Raw genomic sequence first — 16,950 nt, forward strand, 5'->3', positions numbered from 1 at the left:
CGCTCGGAAGGGACCGCCGTGCTCGCTCCGACCGTGCCGGCCGCCAGCACAGGCACAGTCGTCGGCGCGGCGGAAATCCTGGACCGCCGCAACCATGTCCTGGACCGGTTTCCGCTGCGCGCCGACCAACCGCACACGGTGGAACTGCGCGTCGGCGACCGGTTCCTACTGCGCGGCTGGTCACCGTATATCCCGCTGCGTCGCACGCTCGTCACCGGCGGGGACCCCACGGCACATTTCGCGACGGACGCCACTGCGGAGACGCCCCCGTCGGACCGAGGGCGCCGCAGCACAAGTGGGTGGCTGTGCCTGTGGCAGGGGCCTCGAGGCGGCGTCGACGGGTGGGTGCCGTTGCCCCCCTCGGCCCTGCGTGACGCGGAGATGGACGCGCCGGCAGTCGTCCCGATCGGCACGGCCGAGCGTCCGCTCGCCGTCCAAGTGGGGGGCGGAAAGCGCGCGCCCGCCTGCACGCTGGTGCTGCCCGGCCTGCCCGTGACCGTCGATCCGGTCGAGGGTCTGGCCGGCACCCGTCTGGCACTGCGGCCAGTGGCTGACTCCGGCTACACCCTGCTGGAGGCCCTGCGCCGCGGCGAGTCCCTGTGGGCCGGAACCGTCGCGCAGGCGTGGCGTGGGTCGCTGCAGGCCGCCCGGCCGCGGGTCGGCGAGTCCATGCTCTTCGACCTGGCGGTCGCATATCTGCGCTGCCGCCAAGGAGACGTCGACGGGGTCGACGAGTGGCTGTCCTTGCGCTCTGATCTGCGAGGGCCGCGGGCCGACACCGGTGACATTGCCGCGCTGTCGGCCTGGGTCGCGCGCCGCAGAGGCCGCCGCGGCTTGCACGAAGCGGTGTGGCGTGAAGCCCTCGAACACTGGGCGCTCCCCTTGACGGGCGAAGGGCTCGGCCTGCTGTACGAGGACCTGATCCGGCAGCCGGAGCCGAGCCGTCACATCGAGGAGCGCGTGATGCCGTTGATGGCCGCCGCACATCCCTCGGCCCTGCTCACGTACACGGCCCCGGAGCCCGGCGAGCCGAGAGTGACGGTACGCCAACGCGATCGATCCCCGCACGGACCGGTGCGGGGCTTCCGGCTGGCCCCGCAAGGCGGCTCCGGGGTCCACCTCACCTTGGACGGCGCACACACGCCCGCGGAGCTGTGGGAGCCGGCGATGGTCGCCGCCGCCCTGGAAGCACCGCATGGCAGGGAGTACCGGCTCGATGTTCGCTGTGGCCCCCGCCGCGTGGACCGCGACCTGCTGTGGGAGCTTGCCCGGCTCGTCGTGGACACCGGCGTGCACGACGGCGAGCTGCGGTTCCCGACACCCGACCATGTGGTCGTCCCGCTCACCGATGTCACCCGCCCGGCCCGCGACCGGCTCGCGCGGATCGTCGAGGAGTGGTGGTTCGGTGCCCGCCACGTCGGCTCCCTCACCCTCACCACCCCGACGGGCAGCGTACGCCTCGACCACGACTCCGGCGATGCCCCCGGTCCCCTCGCGCTTCCGGAACTGCTGCATGTCGACGAGAACTGACTCCCGGAGGTTCCGCGCACCGACGAAGGCCAAAAGGACCGACCCAAGCCGACGGTTCGACCGCGGCGGCCAGATTCAGCGGGCAATGTTGCCTGGCGGCCTGCGCCGCCGGGAACTGTCCCGTGCGACCCGGCGGACGGTCTGGTGGTCCATGTGCAGGCGCCGACGATGGCGCTGATCGTCCAGACTGCGTCCACGAGACGGTGGACTCCCCTGGCGGTCTCGAAAAGCCAGGCAACACGGTGCTCCTCCGACTCCGCCCGGAACTCGACGTGGGGGTCAGCGACGTAGTCGCGTCACCCTTCCCGGTGCCCCTGGGCCATCAGCCGGTAGTAGACCGTCTTCCGCCGTTCGCCTCCGATGCGATCGCCGAGGTTGTGGCCGAGCAGGTAGTGCGCCAGAAGAACGCTTCCCGCGGTGACGGTGGCCTGCACCGGGGCACCCAGCTCGATGGGCGGGTATGGACCGGGCGCCATCTCCTGAAGGCGCAATGCGGCGGGTCCGCGTTCGGCCAGGAACGCTATGAGCGGCAGTTCGGACCACCAGCGAAGGCGGCCGCGGCGAGCCGCGGCATCCCGCGCGGTGGCGGTGATCGTCACGCGGGCGTGTCTCCTGGTTCCCCGAAGACCGTGGGTCGATGGTCATGACGGGGGTGCAGCTGTCGCCGCCGCACCGCAAGTCATGCTGACACCGAACATGTCGCTTGCTGAATATATCGGTAACAGAGGAGACTTGGCTTCGGGCCACTGCACAGACGCTTTTCCGTCGTGCTCTTGCTGTTGGCCTCGCCGTCCGTCTAGAAGAGGACCCGGGTCGGGGCTGCGGAGCCGATCTCGCGGTAGTGACGGATGACCGCGTCCATCGCCCGGGGTTGACCCTCCAGTCCCTGCTCGACGCTCGCCATCCAGATCCCTTGCCACCGGGCGGTTCAAGAGCCGTTGCCGGGCGGATCGCGTCATGGATCACGATGTGGGCATGACTGAGGCAAGTCACGTTATCTGGAACTACTCTGACGTTCCGTTGACAGGCGATGAAACCGGGGGGACCTGTGGCCGAGACAGTGTCGATCGATCTGGGCGATGGCACGACAGTGTCAGCTGAGGTCATCGGTGAACTGCAGTTCCAGCAGCCCAAAGGTGGCGACGGGGATGAGTACGGGGATGTGAGATTCGGGGCTGGGCAGCGAGCTGCCCAGCTGGGGTCGGCCGTTGCCCTGACCTTGGACCAAGTACGCAGCACTGTTCAGGGAGTCGGGCGATGGGCTGCTGACACCGTCGCTCAGGGAGCAGCTGGGTCGCCGGACGCCTTCGAGGTTGAGTTCGGTCTCAAGCTCGCAGTGAAATCGGGTCAGCTCCTGGGAGTCATCGCCGAGGCCGGCAGCGAAGCAGGACTGACGGTTCGGCTCTCCTGGGACCTGGCGGCCCGGAGGGAGAGCGCCAATAGCCCCGTTTCGACCGCTCCGTCGATGAGCGGGGCGGACACCGAGTGAACTCGGCAACACCCGGTCTACAGGACCGCATGAGAGACCACCGGAGCGCGGTCTGGATCAACGTCGCGGGCGAGTTTCGCGGCAGCGGTTTCCTGGTGTCGCCCGGATTGGTCGTCACAGCCGCTCATGTCGTGGTCGACGGCGCCGGCCCCGCCGCCAAGGTGACCGTCCATCACTCATCGGGTTCGTGCTCGATCGCGGCACAGGACATTCGCGCCGAGCCGAGCACTGGCGACGGTGGCCGTTTCCACCCGTATCCGGACCTCGCCGTGCTCCCCGTGCACCCCTGGGAGGGACAGCATGTGGCAAAACTGGCCACGACTGAGGCGGAACGGGGCATGGAACTAACGGCCCTGGGCTACTCGACTTACACACCTTCCCCGGGGGTCCAGCCCGATACTCTCGCGCTTCGTGTCGCCGGTCGCTCCGGAGATTTCGTCAAGGTGCTCGGAGATGGGGTGCGCGAGGGCCTCAGCGGGAGCATGTTGTCGGGCGCCGACGGGCTCGTGTACGGAGTACTCAAGGGCAGCCGTTCGTATCGCGATCACCAAGGCGGCTGGTTTGTTCCCGTTTCAGCTCTCAGCGCCTTCTTGAGGGCAGGGACCTCTCCCGCTCCTGTGATGGTCGAGGCTCCGTCGCCGCCCAGCGACCATGAGCTCGTCGAGGCCCTGATGGCGTTCCCATCAATGTCGCGCCTCAACAGCCGACACGACCTGCTGGACAAGATGGGTGATCATCTTAGACTGCCGTACTCCTTCGAGGTGGACGAGCGCGCAGACCGAAGGGATCACCTTCTTCGTCTGATTAGTCGTTGCCGCCACTACCGCGATACTGCAGCCGCCTTTCGCGCGCTGTACACGGCGATGGAAGAACTGGTTCCTTACGACGGCGCCCTGGACAGACTCCGCGTGCTCATCGGGCTGACCGTAGGAGGCTGGGAGGGTGAGGCGGGAGAGTGAGTAGAAAGGTACGCGGACATCTCTTTCGTTTCTGGCGCGGCAATAAAAGCGCAGCCGCCGACTGCGGGGTCCACTCGGGAGGGATGCCGCCCGACGCCCCCTGGCCACAGGACGCAAATGGTCTGCTGCTGGACGTGTTGCTGAGCTTCCACAAGATGTCGCGCCTCGAATTCCGCCAGAGTGTGTTGGAGGAGATGGGGCAGAGTCCGCTGTGCCAGCGGGTGGACCGTGACGTCCGTGAGGACGCCGAGCCTCGGGCCCATGCGAAGGCGATACTGCGCACCATCGCGTCCCGCGCCGATCCGTACGGAGCTCTGGAGGCATTGCGCGGTGCGCTGCGCACACAAGCACCCGATGACGGAGCGCTGCCCTGGCTGGAATTGGCTGTCCTCAGCCTGACGCGCCCCATGCCACCGCTCACTTCTCAGGACCTGCTGAGGGTGATCGGAGCCGTTCGCGGCATGTCCTCCTTCCCGCATCCGATGGACCTGTCGCAGTACCTGATCGACAGCGGCAAGGGTCAAGCCCTCTTCACCGGCCGGGAGACCCTGCCACAGATACTGGTCCGCCTCACCGATCGCCGTGACCCGGACCCTCGTCCGCTGCTGCGCTTCCTCCGGGCCTTCAGCACAGACAAAGACGCTCCCCGACACGCTGAGCTCGCCGTTCTGCGCGAAATCATCAGCCGGTGGGACGACTCGGTCAGCGGAACGACCGCAGACACTGCCACCGTCGACGAAGCCACGCGGCTGATCGTTCAGATCAGGCTGGAGGCCGAGGATCCTCCGCACGTGAGCGACGGCCGATACAGCCTCCATGGCGCCTGCTACCGACAGCCGCTGGCCGGAGGCCCGTTGACACGCGTGGGGACGTTCGGTCCCTCTGAGCCACTGGCCAAGAGCGTTCTGATCGGGGAGGGCAGCGCCCAGCTGGCCGGCTGGTCGAAGCTGACGCGCGAGCTGCGCAGCGCCGACGATCACGCGGTCCGGCTCGAGTTCCTTCTGCCTGGCCCCCTGCTCGGCCACGCGGCCGAACTTTGGTCTCCCGGAGACACGAAGCGCCGCCTGGGACACCATCACCCCGTCGTGGTGCGTTCGTTGGAGCGGTACAAAGACGCCTGGCTGGCCCCCGAACCCTGGCGCAAGCGCTGGAGCCACCTGCAGAACAGCGATCTGGCTGACGACGTTCTCAGCGAGATCACCTGGCCTACGCTCAGCGCCGGGCAGGCGCCGGCCTTGGCACAGTGGCTCGACGCGGAGCCGACAATCGCCTGCCTGGGACTCGACGTCCCCTACGACGCCCTGGTCCCGGAGCTGCGGGACGCGGTCGACGATGCCATGTTCACGGACGGTGTCCCGGTGCTTTTGTGGCGGCGCAACCATGGCGATCGGTCCGAACTGGTCGAGGCGCTTCGTGCACACGCCTCCCGCTGTCTGACGGAACTCCCGCAGATTGTGCACCGTTGCCGCAGACACGGACGGAACGCGGCCGCAGAGGATGTGCCGAACAACATCACCTTGTTATGGGAGGACCCCTCCTGCGTGGATCCGGACCAGGACAGCCTTTACGTAGGCACGACATGACGACAGGTCGGACGGCGGCGAGCGGAGGGACGGCAGGTATGACCGAAGACTGGTGGATCTACAAGGGCACAGGGGTGCCGCATCCCGGGATTACCCGCTTGCCTCCGGCACCGGCGTGGCGGGCCTTTGTCGACGACGAGATCGCTTCCGCCGATCATCTCCCCGTACCACCCAGGGAGACGGCCAGTGGCAGAACGACCCGCAGACTCGGGCGCGTCCGTCAGGCGGCGGCCTACCAGGCAGACGAGAAGGAAGTACAACGGGTCAACCTGGCGCTACATCTCCGACGCCCGCTACTGATCACCGGGAAGCCGGGGGTTGGCAAGTCCACGCTGGCGTATGCGGTGGCCCACGAGCTGAACCTCGGCCCCGTGCTGCGTTGGCCGATCACCAGCCGTTCCATGCTTCGCGAGGGCCTGTACGCGTACGACGCCATCGGCCGACTCCACGATGCAGGGATCGGCAGCGGGACCATGTCTTACAACAGTCCTGATGCTGGCCGAGCCCCCGGTAAAGAGCCCGACATCGGCCGGTATCTGCGCCTGGGCCCCCTCGGCACGGCACTGCTGCCTTGGCGGTACCCACGCGTGCTGCTGATCGACGAGATCGACAAGAGTGACATCGACCTTCCGAACGACCTGCTGAACGTCTTCGAGGAAGGGGAGTTCGACATCCCCGAGCTCTCCAGGCTTGGGCGGCACACGCAAGAGGTGATGACCGCCGACCCTGACCGGACGGCCACCGTGCGGGACGGTGTCGTACGGTGCGCCCAGTTCCCGTTCGTAGTCCTCACGAGCAACGCCGAACGCGAGTTTCCCACTCCGTTCCTACGGCGCTGCGTCCGCCTGGAAATCCAACCGCCGGATGAGAACCGACTCGCCGCGATGGTCGCAGCCCATCTCGGCGAAGAGGTCGGCAATGGCGCCGTAAGAGCCGAGTTGATCGCGCAGTTCGCACGCAAACGCCGGGACGGCGCGGAATTGGCCAACGACCAGCTGCTCAACGCCCTGCTCATGGCCGAAGGCGGCCTGTGGACCGACCAGGAAGACCGCCGCGTCATCCAAGACGTACTGCTACGCCCGCTCAACGAAAGCTGAGTACACGTGGCCGGACAGACGCCATCAAGAGCAGGGTTGCGTGAGGCACTCGCCGAGCTCCTCGCCACCGCCGATGGAAGGCTGCATCCCGAGGATCTTGCTGATGTCCTGTGGGTGTCCCAGCTGGCCGGGCTCTCGCCGCTGCCGACGGACTCACCCGCAAGGAGGCCGGCTTCCGCGAGGCAGCCGAGTCCGACCAACAGCACGCCCCGCTCAGGCGACGCGACTGCTCTGGAGACGGAGCTGCCGCACGCCATTCCGTCGGACGGCGGCCCACCCGAGAGCCGCCCGAAAGACGAGAAGCAGCCCGGCGAACCTCACGTCAGCCTCCATGCCCTCGCTGAGTATGGCCCCGCGACGTCGGACGTCGGCCCTGCCCAGATCGTCCAAGTGGCCCGGCCCTCGGCCCTACCCGACTCACTGGCTCTGGCCCGGGCGTTGCGTCCACTGCGCCAGTTCGTCGATTCCATTGGGGCTCCCGAACTCGACGAGGAGGCCACCGCTCAGGCCACCAGCGAGGCCCGGCGGCTACTGCCAGTCTGGCGGCCGTCCGGTGAGCCACGTTTCTCCGTCGACCTGTTGGTGGACACTGGCGCGACAATGGCAGTCTGGCACCGACTGGCCAGTGAGTTGTACACGATGCTGGAGCGCCACAGCGCCTTCGCCGACGTGCGGTGCTGGGCCATGGACACCGACCATCCGGTACCCCGTATCGCGCCCTTCCGCCGCAGACCACCTTTCGCCACACCCCCGCCAACGCCGAAGCGGGCCTGGCACCGCGCGTTGGAGGACGACACCGGCCGACGGGTCCTCCTCGTCCTCACCGACGGCGTCGGACCCGCCTGGTACGGCAGGGAACTGACTGCTTTTCTCACCCGAACGTCCGCCAAGCGCCCAGCCGCGGCACTACAGGTGCTGCCTCAACGGCTGTGGCACCGTACGGCATTGCGCACGGCTTCCGTCGAGGTATCCGCGGCCGACCCGAACCGCCCGATCCCCGCATTCCGATCCACTGCGGCGCTGCCCGGCATTCCGCGGGGGGCACGCGGCGCGCTTGATCGCGCTGCCGTTCGCTGGCTTCCCGTCATGGAGGCCAAAGGCACTTGGCTCGCACCCTGGGCCGAGCTGACAGCTGGGCGCAGCTCCGGCTGGACGCCGATGCTGGCCGCGCCCCTGGAGGGTGTGCCCCGCCCCCAGCAGCCTGCCCGCGCCGGGGAGCAGTCCGATAGTCCCGCGGAGCAGGTGACGCGATTCCGGAACGGCAGCTCACCCAACGCCTATCGCCTCGCCTGCTACCTCTCTGCGGCACCGCTGAGCCTGCCCGTGATGCGGCTGGTACAGCAGACCATGATGCCGGAGTCCGGGCAGACCGACCTGGCGGAGTTGTTCCTCTCGGGGCTGATCGAGCGCCGCGGCACCCCAGAGCCAGGTGGAGACCCCGACGATATCGTCTATGACTTCCGCAGCGGAGTGCGGGAGGATCTGCTCACCGAGCTGACTCGCGGCGAGTCCATGCACGTACTCGATCAGGTGGTCGCCAAAGTCTCCAACCGTGTGGCCGCGACGTTCGGCGGCGTCGTCGACTTCCGCGCGCTGGCCGCGCTGGCCGGGACCCCCGGGAACGCGGCATCGGGACGACGACTTCCCGAACGGAGCCTGCCTTTCGCAGAAGTGGCTGTGTCCGTACTCAGAGGAGCCGGAGGTCAATACGAGACCCTGGCCCGTCAGCTGGCCGAGGGGACTCAAGGGCACGCCCCTCACGACGGCGTCCGGCAGGCGGCTGCCGCTAGGCGCGTTGGTCTGATCTTCGTTCATGGGTTCTGGTCGGTCCCCACCGTGTGGGAGCCGTTCCAACGCCTGATAGCCCAGGACCCCGAACTGGACTTCGTGGCGCCGCTCCTGTTCGAGTACGAGACCTTCGCCCCGGCACTCAGGGCTCGTCGTCTATCACAGGTCAGCGACTTCGCTGAAGCGTTCAAGACCTTTCTAAGGACCGAAGCAGCTCCGTTCAGCGATCTCGTGCTGGTCTCGCACAGCTCGGGCGGTCTGGTGGTACAGCGCTACCTGGCGCAGGAGTTGACGGAGGGACGCGGCCTGGAACTACAGAAGATCCGCCGGATCGTCATGTTCGCTTGCCCGAGCAGCAGCGCGCAGGTCGAGCGGACCCGACTCCGGAGATGGTTGCGAAATCCGCTGGAGCGACAACTGCGCCTGCACGATGTCGAGATGGCCGTCGACCGGCGAATCCTTCTCGATCAAGTGATCCACGCCAACGAGACAGGACCATACTCGCTGCAGATCCCGATCCGGTCCTACACCGGTGAGTCCGACGACGTTGTCCCGGCCACCCCGGAGACCGCCGTTCTTGAAGGCGACCACATCACGATCATCCACCCCGATTCGCCGGCCCATACCTCGTACAGGGCGGTCAAGCGTGACCTGCTTGCCGTACGAGCTGATGCCGGGGCGAAAGCCCCTCGTGACATCCGACGCAGCGACGACGCGTCGATCACGGTCGAAGAGCGCCTTGCGGATCCCGTAGTAGCCATGGCGGCGCTTCCGCAATCCGGCGGGCGTAGCCTGCTCGCCCTGTACAGCCCGGATGGCACGGTGCGTCTCTGGGATCCCCTCAACCGCGCTCCAATCGGCAGCCTCATCAGGCTCAGAGCCCCCGGGACAGTTGCTCTGGCTTCTTTCCCCGGCGTGGACGGCGAGCCTCTTCTGGCCACAATCGACGGCGATGGGAATGTACAGATCTGGGACTGTACGAGCGGGACCCCCGTCGGCCGTTCGTACAGAGTGAGCGTCACGAGAGTCCTGGCAATGACTGCCTTCCCTGCCGATGACGGGCACCCAGTCCTCGCCACTTCCGACTATGACGGCACGGTGCAACTCTGGGCCGCCCTGGACGGCACCCCTCGCGGCCAGTTCACCTCCGCTCCTGCATTCCTGGGACGCGCCATGACCGCCTTCCCTTGGCAAGGCGGACGCAGCGTCCTGGCCACAGCCGACTACACGGGCCACGTCCGTTTCTGGAACCTGCGCGGCTCGCGTCGGCGGCGGCTCACACCCCCCACGGCTCTCGAAATTCAGCCCTCAGAGGTGCTGGCCATGGCCGCCTTCCCAGCCGGTCCTGATGGGGGTCACCGCCTGGCCACGGTCGGCTACGACGACATCGTGCGTCTATGGGACCTGCCGATCACTCCGGATACGGGCCTGGCCGCAGCCGACGCGTCGCCCATACTGCTGCGCAATCTGTCGCTGCAGGCCGCTGTGGGATTGCCCAAGGCCGTCCTCGAGGGATGCGTGGAAGCCACTGCCGTCCGCCGTAAGCTGGCCGAGGCCGACCCCGCCACCCACTTGCCCGAACTCGCCACCTCGCTGCACAATCTGTCGATCCGCTATGGGGCGGAAGGGCAATCCGAGGAAGCAGTATCGGCTGAGGAAGAGGCAACACAGATCCGTCGGGCCCTCGCATCCTCGCATCAGGCCGCCCACGAACCCGACCTCGTGCGCTCACTCCACAACCTGTCCGGCCGATACTTCTTGGCAGGACGCGAAACGGCGGCCCTGGCCGCGAGGCACGAGGCCATCGCTCTGTATCGCCGCCGCGCCAATCGTGGCGATGATGCTGCACTTCGGCCGACCGAGGAGCTGGCCCGCGACCTCGTGATACACGAACAGTCTCTCGCGACTGTGGAGCGGACACATGGACCCAGCGATCCCCTCACCGTCACGGCCCGAAGCAGCCTCGCCGCCATCTACCAAGAGGCCGGCGACGTAGCGCGCGCGGTCTTCCTGCTCGAGCAAGTCGTCACGGCCATAGAACGGACGCTGGGCGTCGACCATCCCCACACCATCGCGGCCCGAAACAACCTTGCCGCCGTCTACGAAGAGGACGGGAATTTGGTACGTGCGATCCCGCTGTACGAGGAGAACCTCGCGGCCTCGCAACGCGCGCTAGGCCGAGATCACCAGCTGACAAGAACAATTTATGAACGCCTTGCTGCAATCTCCGTCATCGAGAATGACGGTCTCAGGCGTTCTTGATCCCGCGGGCCTGAAGGTGTTGGGACTCCTTGGAAATGGTTCTGGCAGCGACCTCGTGAAATTCGAGGTCAGGACCTTGTGAGGATGCGGATTCTCAGGAGCTCGAAGGACGTTCGGCCGTACATCACCGCACCGCGGACATCTTGTGCCGAATCCTTGATCTCGCTGGTACCACCCGGGGCAGCACCGTGTCGTGTGAACGGCGGCGATTTGCTCCAGGTACTGCGCAAGAGAATTCCCCGTGGGGATCACGGTGTTGCGGCTGCGTGACCAGAGGGACGCCGCTTGCCCTCGACCCTACTCAGGCGGGCGGGCCGCCCTCAGTCTCACCGTACATTCGAACGTCTACCTGGGGAAAATGGCGCGCACATGGGGAATTACGCCGCCGCTCACATGCCGGACGCGGACACAGGTGCCTACACGAGATTCATGGAACGACTCACGGTCGGGGCTCCTCATTTGAACCGCACGGAGGAGATCCTCGACAGCCTTATCGCCAACAGCGGCTGATGATGTTGATGGACACAAGAGCCACGTCAGTGGCGTTGACGGTCCCTTCACCGAACCGGCGGGATGGTGATTGGGCAAGGGTGCCCGATGTTTCTGCCAGTCCATGCGCCGAGGGTCTCGCGCGCGCTGCGGGCGGTGAGTCGTGAGTGATGGAGCAGGTGCTTAGAAGGCGCCTGCTCTATCCACTGAGCTACGGGGGCTGACCTGTGAAAACGCAGCTTCCCAACGCTGTCCCCCGGGGCGCGGGGGACACATGGGGGAATCGTAGGTTCCTGTTCGCCGGGGGGACGCGTCCGTTCTCCGGCCGGGCCGTACGTAGGGTCTCACGAAATCTCCACGCCTCCGTAGCCTCTCGCGGAAACAATCCGGCACCTCTTCGGCGTTTATGATCTCCGAGCCGAGGAGGGGAAGGTGTCGGGCCTGAAGCTGTTCCGCACGGACACGGCGAATGGCGGCGTGACCGAGGTCGTGCCGCGTCTTGCTGAGGTCGAGGCCGATGTGCAGGGTCTCGTCGAGGCGCACATGGAGACGCTGCTGGGTGTCCGGTTCCTGGCGAGCGAGTACAGCACTGGGCCGGTCCACGGGGGTCGGATCGATTCGCTCGGGCTGGATGAGAACGGATCGCCGGTGATCGTAGAGTACAAGCGGGGTGTGGACGCGGGTGTCATCAACCAGGGTCTGTTCTACCTGGCGTGGCTGATGGACCACCGGGCAGAGTTCGAGCGTCTGGTCCGCGGCCGACTCGGGGTGACGGCCGCGTCCCAGGTGCTGTGGAGCGGCCCGCGCCTGATCTGTATCGCCGGCGACTTCACTCGCTACGACGTGCATGCCGTGCGCGAGCATCGGCGGTCGATCGACATGGTCCGCTACCGACTCTTCGGCAGCGACCTCCTCGGCCTTGAGAGCGTGGCGTCGGCTAGCGGCGGCATGCAGGCAGCCCGCCGGGTGCGCCGTCAGGCTGCCGCACGGACGGCGGCCGGCGCCGCAGGGGCGTCGATAGTGGAATTGGCGAGCGCTGTCGACGAGGTGCTGCTCAGTCTCGGAGACCGTGTGAACCGTGTGCCGCGCAAGCAGTACACAGCCTTCCAGAGGCTGCGGAACTTCGCCTGTGTGTGCCCACCTCAGAAGACCAAGCTCCTGGTGTACCTGAAGGTCGATCCGAAGGACGTCGACCTCGTTCCGGGCTTCACCCGTGACGTATCCGGGCTTGGCCACCATGGGACGGGTGATCTGGAGGTGCAGCTGCGTACGCCGAGGGACGTGGAGCGGGCGCAGGATCTGTTCCGGGCGAGCTACGCGGCGGCGTGATCGTCTGCCGTTGCCTGCCTCCTGACGGGCTGTGCTTGGTGTCGTGTCTGTGGTCGTAGGTGGAGCCTCTCGACGTGCGGGAAGGCGTGGCGGTGGACCACCGTGATGCTCTCTCTGGTCAGGATTCGGGCGACCTGGTCGGCCCCGTATGGCTCTTCGTGGTCGATCCGGGCCAGGACCATGGTGGTCTCGCCGAGGGGCTCGAACCCCCGCGCTGCCAGGACAGTGCGGGCGGGGTGGGTGTCGAAACGGACGTGGGCGTCGAGGGCGTGGTCGGGCATGAAGATGCGGGCTCGATTCGAGTCCGGGCCCCAGACATGCGGTGGGGCCCGGTGGTTGAGGTCAGCGGTGGGTTCGTACAGGAGTCGGCACCGCCGCTGGCGGGCTGGCCGCGCGGGGAGGTGGTGCGGGTCGTGCGTGCGGGGCACCGGGAGAACGAGACGGTGGTTCAGCGGCTGGGGTGATGGCGCGGCTCCAGCGGGTGCGCAGGGTGTGGAGGTCGGCGAGGGCGCGGCGGCTGCCGGTGATCAGCTGGTGGGGGGTGTTTGTGGGGTCGTCGGTGTAGGCGGTGATGCGCTCGGCGACGGCGTGGGCTCGGGCGAGGAGGGAGCGTTGGAGGATTTTCTCGCCCCAGTGTTCGGGGGAGGCTGCGGGGGTGGAGACCAGGGCGATGAGGTCGCGGGCGCAGAGGGTGTCGGTGAGCAGGCCGCGATGCTGGGCCTCGCCGAGGACGGTGATCGGGTCGACCATGTCGCCGCGGTGGACGAGGGCGGTGATGCACTGCCAGAGCGCGGCGTGCAGCGGCACGATGAAGTCCTCGGCCAGCAGCCACCGCATCTGCGGCACGTCCCTGGGGTAGGCGGTGGCGGTGGCCAGGAGGTTGCGTTCCTCTTCGAGTTCTTCGGCGCCGACGTGCTTGGGGAGGCGGGGCGGGTTCGGAGTGCGGGGCAGCGAACCGGGGTGCGGGGCGAACTGGCCGGCGAGGTCGTCCAGGACGCGGCCGAGGGTGTCGGCCTGTATGAGAACGTCGGCGGCCGGGCTGGGGCTGGCCGGGTCGGTGGAGGTGTGGGCGAGGCGTTCGGCGTGACGGCGCAGTAGGCGTCGGGCGTGATCGGTGCGGATCATCCGCGCGTATGCAGCAGCGTGAGCCGGGCGTGGGCAGACCTGGATGAGGGTGTGCAGGTAGGAAGGGTTGAGTCCGGGCGCCTGTGCGCGGGCGCGCTTGAGGACCTGGTTGAGCCAGGCGGTTTCCCCCAGGAGCGCAGCGCTGGGGCCCGGAGTTCGGGAGCGGGTCTGCTCCAGCATGGTGTGCATCCAGGCCGTGTCCCTGACCTGTGGGTCGGGGGCGGGCGGCGGGGTGCTGGCGATCGCGGTGAACAGGGTGGCGTGGTGGTAGCTGTCGAAGTGATCCGCGGAAAGTGTGCTGGTGTCGGCCAGACGTGCTGGTTCGAGGAGGAGGGCGCCGAGCAGGGCCTGCTCGGCGTAGTGGACCGGGCGCGGTGGTCGCGACAGGTCCAGTTCGTCGTCTTCTTCCGGAGCGGAGGTTGGGGGCATCAGGCGGTGAGGGTGAAGTCGTCGGGGTTGAACGGCTTGTCGAGAGGCAGGTGCGGGGCGAGCAGGTGTGCGGCCAGGCGGGGCGGGACGGCGTTGCCGATCTGGGAGAACTGCTGGCCCTTGTTGCCTTGCCACGGATAGCCCGGCGGGAAGGTCTGCAGAATGCCCGCCTCCTGGGCGGTGATCCTGATCGGGGGCGGTGCCGCATCCGCCTCGCCGCCCTCGGGTGTCCCTGCGGGCTCGGCGACCCAGGTGCACTCGTTCGCGCGGTGCCCGAAGAACAGCGTCCCGGCTGGCTCGGACAACGGCCTGACCGTGGCGTGGGCCTGGTTGTTACTGCGCAGCGACCACGCCCAGCGGCGCGCATCGGCCGGACCTTCGGGCGTCGAAGCCTTGGCTGTCCAGTCGTGGTGCGTGCCGTGGCGTTCGGCTTGGCCGGAGCGCTCTCGACGGGAAGCCGTGACGCTGGGGGGTACCCAGGTGCCTCGGTCGCGTGCGTCGGTGAGGGTCTTGCGCGACCCGGAGGGAAAGGGTTCGGGCCCACCGCCCGGTCCACCTCCGGCACACACGGTGGGCACCGGACCGTCGGTGCGGCCCCACCCGAGGGCCTCGGCCATCGACACCCAGCGTGTGCGCCCCGGCCCGAACAGCCCCTCAGGCTCCTCGACGTGGGCGTGGGTGGGCGGCGGCGGTGTGGCGGTGCGGATGCGGGAGGCGAGCAGGATCGCCCGCTTGCGGGTCTGGGGTACGCCGTAGTCGGCGGCGTTCAGGATTCCGGTCCATGCTGAGAAACCCCAGGTGCGCAGGACGGCCGCGTACTGCTTCCACAGGGGCAGGACGTCGGGGACTTCCTCCATGGCCACCCACTCGGGTTCACCCACTGTGTTGAGTGCGTACAGGTAGCGCATCGGCTCGGCGGCCAGCAGTGAGCGCGCGTCCGCACAGGCCGCGAGGAGTTGTTCGCGGGTGTCGTGTCCGGCGGCGAGGTCGGCGACGGCCTGGTGGACGAGTGGCTGGTCGACCAGGCCGAGCCGCTTGCCGGCCATGCTCCATGCCTGGCACGGAGGGGAGGCGATCAGCCCGGTCACCCGTCCGGAGAAGATCCGGACGGGGTAGGAGGCGACATCGGTGCGGATCGTCAACTGGCCCGCCTGAGCACGGGTTTTGCAGGCCCACTCGTCCCATTCCAGGCCCACATCGCGCGCACCGAGGACAGTGAGGGCGTGGCTCCAGCCGCCGGGGCCGGCGAACAGATCGAGAACGATCCGTCTCACGTGGCGAGCCCGAAGTCGTCCTGGACCGGCCTTGTTTCGGCTCTACGGCAGGCCCACGGCGAGCAGTCGCCGACCACTCCGCTTTCCAACTCCTCCGGATCGGCTTCGTGGTCGTTGAGTTCCTGCTGGTGGGTGGCCCACTTGGCGGCAGTGACGTGGTCGATGGGTGCCTGGTCGAGGCGGACGCGGGCGTGCTGCAGGAACGCCTGCCCGAGCAGCCGGTTCCCGGACGCGTTCGCGCGGGCGTTGCCCTGAGGGATCGCCGCGTCAAAGGCGCCGGCATCGGCCCATGCCTCCGGGCTTGTTGCGGTGGACTGAATGCCAGCGCCCAGCGAAATGCGTATATAGGTCGGGGAGGTATGAATCAGGAATTCCTTGCGTAGACGAGGCGGCGGTCACGCGGCGACAGGGGAGCGAGCGGCGCTGTCAGCGGCGTGTGCGGGAGGCGCTGACCGTGGTACTGGCGGCAGCGGGGGCGGCTACCGGCCTGGTGAGGGGAAATTGGGAGGTGATGGCGGTGCTGAGCGCGGAGATTCCGAGGGGGGTGAGCCGTGCGCGGTCGCGTGACGGTCCGCCCGTGAAGAAGGGGGCTGCGGACGCGGGCTCGTGGATGATCAGGCCCTGGGTTTCCAGTTGGCCCAGCATCTTGGCGTCCACGGACGTTCCGTGGTGGTAGACGAACTGGTTTCCGTTGCGTTGGGTGGTGGCGATGTGGCCGCGGCCGACTTCGAGCAGTGCATCGCGATGGTCGACGGTCATGCCGGGCACGGTGGTGTGGCTGTGGGACCTGCTTGGCAGTCTGCGGGCGATGACCATGGCGGAGTCGATGATGGTCAGGGGTGCGAGCGCGGTGAGTTCGCGGGCCAGCTGTATGTACCAACGGGCTCCGTGCCGGGGGTTCAGCCGCTGGTGCTGTGCACCGTCCGGAGGCAGGACGTGCTGCGCGGCGGTGAGGTAATGAGTGGCACCAGCGGTCAGGTGGGCGAGTTGTTTCAGCCGCACGACGGCGCTCTTGATCGATTCGATGGCGGGCAGGGGTTGCTGGCGGACTGCCTTGATGCTGACGAGGGCCTCGCGCTCTAGCCGCCGGGCGGAGGCGGCGTAGGCATCCGGGGCGGGAAGGGAGGTGCTGCCGGAGAGCAGGGTGTCGAGTAGATCGTTGTGCTGGGTGTAGATGTCGGCGAGCGCCAGCAGCCGCTCGACGGGCGTGAGAGGCGTGGGCACGTCTACGTCGAACAGCGGGGTATCGGACGGTGTTGTCATCGCGGGGAGGTCTTCACGGTCCGTGGCGGCGCATCGGCGGATGCGCCGTGCTGACTGGGAGGGTGGGGGTGTGTCTGGTGCAGGCGAGAGCCTGCTGGTTCGTTGTGGGGTGGGTGATGGCCCGCAGTCTGACGGTGGGGGTGCTGTTGCCGCATTCCAGGCAGCAGCGGCGTGCGGGGTTCCAGTCGTCGCGAACGTCGTGGATCTCTGGCATAGGGGCTTCTGGGTGCGGTGGATTGCCTCGTCGGCCGTATGGAGGGCGAGGAACTGTCAAGTCCGGCTGACCGGGATGGAGTTCAGAAGGGCGCGCCGTGACCGTTGCGCCGTCGGATC

The 16,950-nt window shown here is 67.7% G+C and carries 14 protein-coding genes; 7 read left to right on the forward strand and 7 right to left on the reverse strand.

The features are described from left to right. Positions 1 to 18 precede the first annotated feature (18 nt). The gene (locus tag KVT45_RS21990; protein WP_217549979.1) at positions 19 to 1,530 is read left to right on the forward strand and encodes a hypothetical protein; all 1,512 of its coding nucleotides are present in this window, start codon (positions 19 to 21) and stop codon (positions 1,528 to 1,530) included. A 296-nt stretch (positions 1,531 to 1,826) separates the two neighbouring features. Here the strand turns inward: KVT45_RS21990 and KVT45_RS21995 are convergent, their stop codons facing one another. Then, positions 1,827 to 2,129, reverse strand: a complete 303-nt coding sequence (locus tag KVT45_RS21995) for a hypothetical protein (RefSeq protein ID WP_217550210.1) — start codon at positions 2,127 to 2,129, stop codon at positions 1,827 to 1,829. A gap of 197 nt (positions 2,130 to 2,326) precedes the next feature. Beyond that, positions 2,327 to 2,434: a VWA domain-containing protein gene (locus KVT45_RS22000; RefSeq protein ID WP_217549981.1), complete on the reverse strand. Its 108-nt coding sequence runs from the start codon at positions 2,432 to 2,434 to the stop codon at positions 2,327 to 2,329. 144 nt (positions 2,435 to 2,578) lie between these two features. On the opposite strand from KVT45_RS22000, the gene KVT45_RS22005 reads away from it, so the two are divergent. The 6 genes from KVT45_RS22005 (at position 2,579) to KVT45_RS22030 (ending at position 12,526) form a co-directional block, all read left to right on the forward strand. Continuing rightward, the gene (locus KVT45_RS22005; protein WP_217549983.1) at positions 2,579 to 3,019 is read left to right on the forward strand and encodes a CU044_2847 family protein; all 441 of its coding nucleotides are present in this window, start codon (positions 2,579 to 2,581) and stop codon (positions 3,017 to 3,019) included. A 29-nt stretch (positions 3,020 to 3,048) separates the two neighbouring features. Continuing rightward, complete coding sequence (locus KVT45_RS22010) at positions 3,049 to 3,978, forward strand: trypsin-like peptidase domain-containing protein (RefSeq protein ID WP_217549985.1); 930 nt, start codon at positions 3,049 to 3,051, stop codon at positions 3,976 to 3,978. A gap of 83 nt (positions 3,979 to 4,061) precedes the next feature. Beyond that, positions 4,062 to 5,561, forward strand: a complete 1,500-nt coding sequence (locus tag KVT45_RS22015) for a hypothetical protein (protein ID WP_217549987.1) — start codon at positions 4,062 to 4,064, stop codon at positions 5,559 to 5,561. 38 nt (positions 5,562 to 5,599) lie between these two features. Continuing rightward, on the forward strand, positions 5,600 to 6,658 hold the full coding sequence (locus KVT45_RS22020; protein WP_217549989.1) for a MoxR family ATPase: 1,059 nt from the start codon (positions 5,600 to 5,602) through the stop codon (positions 6,656 to 6,658). Between the two features lie 36 nt (positions 6,659 to 6,694). After that, on the forward strand, positions 6,695 to 10,708 hold the full coding sequence (locus KVT45_RS22025; RefSeq protein ID WP_217549991.1) for an alpha/beta fold hydrolase: 4,014 nt from the start codon (positions 6,695 to 6,697) through the stop codon (positions 10,706 to 10,708). Between the two features lie 921 nt (positions 10,709 to 11,629). Continuing rightward, a complete protein-coding gene (locus KVT45_RS22030; protein WP_217549993.1) occupies positions 11,630 to 12,526 on the forward strand; it encodes a DUF5655 domain-containing protein in 897 nt (298 codons plus the stop codon). Here the strand turns inward: KVT45_RS22030 and KVT45_RS22035 are convergent. The 5 genes from KVT45_RS22035 to KVT45_RS22055 form a co-directional block, all read right to left on the reverse strand. Next, positions 12,511 to 12,807, reverse strand: coding sequence for a hypothetical protein (locus KVT45_RS22035; protein ID WP_217549995.1), 297 nt, complete (start codon positions 12,805 to 12,807; stop codon positions 12,511 to 12,513). The two genes, KVT45_RS22030 and KVT45_RS22035, sit on opposite strands and share 16 nt — an antisense overlap. A 61-nt stretch (positions 12,808 to 12,868) precedes the next feature. Next, entirely contained in the window at positions 12,869 to 14,080 is a 1,212-nt protein-coding gene (locus tag KVT45_RS22040; RefSeq protein ID WP_217549997.1) for a DnaB-like helicase N-terminal domain-containing protein, read from the reverse strand. Next, positions 14,080 to 15,345 carry a DNA cytosine methyltransferase gene (locus KVT45_RS22045; protein ID WP_217550173.1) on the reverse strand — a complete coding sequence of 422 codons (1,266 nt, stop codon included), beginning with the start codon at positions 15,343 to 15,345 and terminating at the stop codon, positions 14,080 to 14,082. Before KVT45_RS22045 ends, KVT45_RS22040 begins: the two co-directional genes overlap by 1 nt. A 435-nt stretch (positions 15,346 to 15,780) precedes the next feature. Further along, positions 15,781 to 16,578 carry a hypothetical protein gene (locus KVT45_RS22050; protein ID WP_217549999.1) on the reverse strand — a complete coding sequence of 266 codons (798 nt, stop codon included), beginning with the start codon at positions 16,576 to 16,578 and terminating at the stop codon, positions 15,781 to 15,783. Between the two features lie 52 nt (positions 16,579 to 16,630). Next, positions 16,631 to 16,831: a hypothetical protein gene (locus tag KVT45_RS22055; RefSeq protein ID WP_217550001.1), complete on the reverse strand. Its 201-nt coding sequence runs from the start codon at positions 16,829 to 16,831 to the stop codon at positions 16,631 to 16,633. Positions 16,832 to 16,950 lie beyond the last annotated feature (119 nt).

It is taken from the genome of Streptomyces sp. GbtcB6, from assembly GCF_019091475.1.
In the GTDB taxonomy this organism is placed as follows: domain Bacteria; phylum Actinomycetota; class Actinomycetes; order Streptomycetales; family Streptomycetaceae; genus Streptomyces; species Streptomyces hyaluromycini.